This is a genomic window from Streptomyces africanus (assembly GCF_002150735.1).
Classification (GTDB): Bacteria; Actinomycetota; Actinomycetes; order Streptomycetales; family Streptomycetaceae; genus Streptomyces; species Streptomyces africanus.
Genome location: NZ_MUKA01000548.1, coordinates 1 through 4,128 on the forward strand (window position 1 = coordinate 1; position 4,128 = coordinate 4,128).

At 74.1% G+C, this 4,128-nt stretch carries 5 protein-coding genes; 1 reads left to right on the forward strand and 4 read right to left on the reverse strand.

Features of this window, described 5'->3' with window-relative positions:
• Positions 1 to 296, forward strand: a 296-nt coding sequence (locus tag CCL05_RS41850; RefSeq protein WP_244204598.1) for a DUF456 family protein, incomplete at its 5' end; no start/stop codon positions are given.
• Between the two features lie 41 nt (positions 297 to 337).
• On the opposite strand, the gene CCL05_RS41855 is transcribed toward CCL05_RS41850, so the two are convergent.
• The 4 genes from CCL05_RS41855 to CCL05_RS41870 all read right to left on the reverse strand — a co-directional run.
• Positions 338 to 823, reverse strand: a complete 486-nt coding sequence (locus CCL05_RS41855) for a methylated-DNA--[protein]-cysteine S-methyltransferase (RefSeq protein ID WP_086565773.1) — start codon at positions 821 to 823, stop codon at positions 338 to 340.
• Entirely contained in the window at positions 823 to 2,250 is a 1,428-nt protein-coding gene (locus CCL05_RS41860) for a DNA-3-methyladenine glycosylase 2 family protein (RefSeq protein WP_208641736.1), read from the reverse strand. Before CCL05_RS41860 ends, CCL05_RS41855 begins: the two co-directional genes overlap by 1 nt.
• 73 nt (positions 2,251 to 2,323) lie before the next feature.
• On the reverse strand, positions 2,324 to 3,430 hold the full coding sequence (gene rsgA / locus CCL05_RS41865) for a ribosome small subunit-dependent GTPase A (RefSeq protein WP_086565774.1): 1,107 nt from the start codon (positions 3,428 to 3,430) through the stop codon (positions 2,324 to 2,326).
• Positions 3,431 to 3,634: 204 nt separating this feature from the next.
• The coding region (locus CCL05_RS41870) for a cellulose-binding domain-containing protein (protein WP_208641737.1) at positions 3,635 to 4,128 on the reverse strand (494 nt) is incomplete at its 5' end.

The window sequence follows — 4,128 nt, forward strand, 5'->3', positions numbered from 1 at the left end:
GAAGCCAAGGGTGGATCCCGCGCCGGGGTAGGACAGCATGCGGTGGGTGGCGCCGCTCGCCCGCAGCCGCCGGCGCGGGATCCACCCTCGGCTTCGTCCTGCTCCCCGTCATCGGCTCGATCCCGGGCTTCCTGGCCGGCATCTACCTCGCCGAACGCCTCCGCCTCGGCCGCCACGCCGAGGCCGCCACGGCCGTGCGCACGGCGATGCGCTCGGGCGGCTCCAGCGTGCTGGCGGAACTGTTCACGTGCCAGCTGATCGCGGCGGCCTGGGTGGGGGCCGTCTTCGGCGCCTGAGAACACACCCCGGGGACACACTCCGAGAACACCACCGGCGTCTACAGCACGCCCTCGTGCGTCAGCAGCCGTACCTTGCGCTGCAGGCCGCCCGCATAGCCGGTCAGGGTCCCGTCCGCCCCGATCACCCGGTGGCACGGCCGGACGACCAGCAGCGGATTGGCGCCGATCGCCCCGCCCACGGCCCGCACGGCGGCCCTGGGCGCTCCGATGCGCGCGGCAATCTCGCCGTAGGTCACGGTCGACCCGTACGGGATGTCGTCCAGCGCGGCCCAGACCTTCTCCCGGAAGACGGAGCCCTCGGCGCGCCAGGCCAGCCGGAACTCCTTCAGTTCCCCGGCGAAGTAGGCGGCGAGCTGCTCCTCGGCCTCGCGGAACGGCCCGCGGTCCTGCCGCCAGTCGTCCTCCACCACACGCCCGCCCTTCTGCCCGGGCACGGACAGCGAGGTCAGCGCACCGTCCGGGGCGGCGGTGAGGAGCAGCGGCCCGAGCGGGGAGGCCACGTTCGTCCAGTACGTCGAGGTCATCACAACTCCCACTTCCCTGCTGCGCGCAGGTGGTTCAGGGCGTACGAGCGCCAGGGGCGCCAGCTGTCGGGGACGTCGGCGCCGGGTGGGGCCACGTCGGGGTCGCCGAGGGCGCGGGTGCGGATCTCGGCGATCGTGCGGGCGTCCAGGCCGGGCACGGCACGCAGGGCCTCCTGCGCGTCGTCGCGGTCGGCGCCGGGGTCCAGGCGTACGGCGTGGTCGGCGAGGGCGGCGGTGAGCGCGCCGAGGGTGCCGCCGGGTTCGGCGCCGGCGAGGACGGCCGGCTCGGGGAAGAGGTGGGTGAGGCTGCCGCAGGGGGCGTCGAGGGCCTTGCCGTAGCGGCGTACGAGCCGTTCGGCCTCCGTCCGGCCGACCAGCGCGCGGACCGCGAGTTCCTCCGGGTCGGCGGTGCCGGGCGAGCGCAGGCCGGGCCGGGCGGCGATCAGGGGTGCGAGTTCCGGGTCGGCGCCGAGGCGCTCATCGACGGCGTAGGGGTCGGCGTCGAGGTCGAACTGCCGCCGCAGCCGCTGTACGGCGGTGGTGAGGTCGCGGGGGTCGGTGAGGTGGAGCCGGGCGTCGAGCCAGCCGCCCGGGTGGGCACCAGACCCCGTGCGGGCGGTGCCGGGGCGTTCGTCGACGGCGACGATGCCGGTGCCGTACGGGAGGCGGAGGGTGCGCCGGTAGGTGCGCGCGCCGGGCGGGCCGCCGACCTCTTCGACGCCGGGCACGGCCTCGCGTGCCAGCAGGTCGAAGACGGGGCCGGCCTGGTAGGGGCCGCGGTGGGCGAGCCGGAGCGGGATGCCGGCGTCCGGGGTCGCCGTTCGACGGGCCCGGCCGCTCTTCGACGCGGCGGCGCGCAGCCGGCTCGGGGTCGACGCGTACACGGCCCGGATGGTGTCGTTGAACTGGCGCACGCTGGCGAAGCCCGAGGCGAAGGCGATCTCGGTGATCGGCAGGTCGGTGGTCTGCACCAGGACGCGCGCGGTGTGGGCCCGCTGGGCGCGGGCGAGGGCGACCGGCCCGGCGCCGAGCTCCGCGGTGAGCTGCCGCTGCACCTGCCGCGCGCTGTAGCCGAGCCGTCCGGCGAGCCCGGCGACACCCTCGCGGTCGACCACGCCGTCGGCGATCAGCCGCATGGCCCGGCCCACCACGTCCGCGCGGACGTTCCACTCGGGGGAGCCGGGCACGGCGTCCGGGCGGCACCGCCGGCAGGCCCGGAAGCCCGAGCCCTGCGCGGCGGCCGCCGTGGCGAAGAACCGTACGTTGGCCCGCTTCGGGGTGACCGCGGGGCAGCTCGGCCGGCAGTAGATGCCGGTCGTCTCGACGGCGAAGAAGAAGACGCCGTCGAAACGCCCGTCACGGCTGCGCACGGCTTCGTACCGGGGGTCTTCCCCCGTGTCCTGGTCCCTCGTGTCGTGGTCCTTCACGCTGTCCAGTCTCCGCTGTCGGCGGGGCAGCCGCTGGCGGAAATCGGACACGACGCTCCGGGACCCCGGGCGGCTACGAACGCCAGTGCGGTCCGCGCTTCGCCTCCATCGCGGCCCGTCCGATCGCCCCCTTGCGCTTCCAGTCCTTGCGGATCTCCGCACGGAGCCGGGCGTCCGTCTTGGCGACGATGCGCTGGTTCTCCCGCAGGAGCTTGCGGTAGCTGTGCAGCCGCCGCTCCGGCAGGTCGCCCTCCTCGACGGCGGCCAGCACGGCACAGCCCGGCTCGGCCTCGTGGGCGCAGTCGTGGAAGCGGCACCGTTCGGCCAGTTCCTCGATCTCGGAGAACACCTGCCCGACGCCGGTCTCGGCGTCCCACAGTCCGACGCCCCGCAGTCCGGGCGTGTCGATCAGGACGCCCCCGCCGGGCAGCGCGAGCAGGTTGCGGGTCGTCGTGGTGTGCCGGCCCTTGCCGTCGACGTCCCGGGTGGCCTGGACGGTCATGACGTCCTCGCCGAGCAGCGCGTTGGCGAGGGTCGACTTGCCCGCGCCGGACTGCCCGAGCAGCACGGACGTCCCGGCGGCGACGATGGCCGCGACCACGTCCAGCCCGCCGCCGTCGACGGCGCTGACCGGCACCACCGGCACGCCCGGCGCGCTGGTCTCGACGTCCTGGACGAGGTGGGCGACGGTGACGGCGTCCGGCACGAGGTCGGCCTTGGTGAGGACGACGAGGGGCTGCGCCCCGGACTCCCAGGCGAGCGCGAGGAACCGTTCGATACGGCCGAGGTCGAGCTCGCCGGCGAGGGGCACGGCCACGATGGCGTGGTCGACGTTGGCCGCGAGGATCTGCCCCTCGGACCGCTTGGAGGAGGTGGAGCGGATGAACGCGGTGCGGCGCGGCAGGTAGGCGCGGACGTAGCGCGGGTTCCCGCCGGGTTCGACGGCGACCCAGTCGCCGGTGCAGACGACCCGCATCGGGTCGTGCGGGGTGACGAAGGCGGTGTCGGCCCGCAGCACCCCGTCGGCGGTGACGACGTCGCACTGCCCGCGGTCGACCCGGATCACGCGTCCGGGCAGCAGTCCTTCGGTGTCGTAGGGGGTGAACTCGTCCGCCCATGCGTCGTCCCAGCCGTAGGGGGCGAGCGCGGAGGAAACGGATGAAGCAGAGCTGGAAGTCAAGGGTGACCCTTCCCAGGTCGGCCCCCGGCCCGACAGTCGGTCGGATCAGCCGGCGGCCATGGAGGTGGACTTGATGAACTGGATGCGGGCAGCGCCCATCGCAATGACAGCCATCGGTCAACACCTCCTCGATCCTCGACTCTTCGCGGTTCCCCGGCACTTCGTGGAACCGCCGTCACGCTATCCCGTCACGCCACCGCGGCGTCAACCGTTTTTCGCGCAGTCCCGGCCGTTCAGCGTGAAGTCGTACGGCGGGGAGTTCTTGCCGCGCCAGGAGGCGAGGAAGCCGAAGGCCAGGTCGCCGCCCGCGGGGACCGACTTGTTGTAGTCGGCGGCGGTGGCGGTGACGCGGGAGCCGTCCTGGGAGACGGAGGCGTCCCACATCTGGCCGACCTGCTGGCCGTCGCGGAAGGACCAGGACACACGCCAGGAGTCCAGCGGCTTGCTGCTGGTGACGGTGACGGTGGCCTGGAAGCCGTCGGGCCACTGGTTGACCAGGTCGTACTCGACCCGGCAGGTGGGGCTCTCGCTCTGGCTCTCGCGGTCCTCCGTGGGGGAGGAGGTGCCCTGCGGTTCGGTGTGGCGGTTCCTGCCCTCCGGCCTGGTGGGGGGCTTCTCCGACTTGCCCGTGTTCTCGGTGGCGTTGCCGGCCGGTTTCGAGGTCGCGGGGGGCAGCTCGGGGGCGGACGGCAACGCCA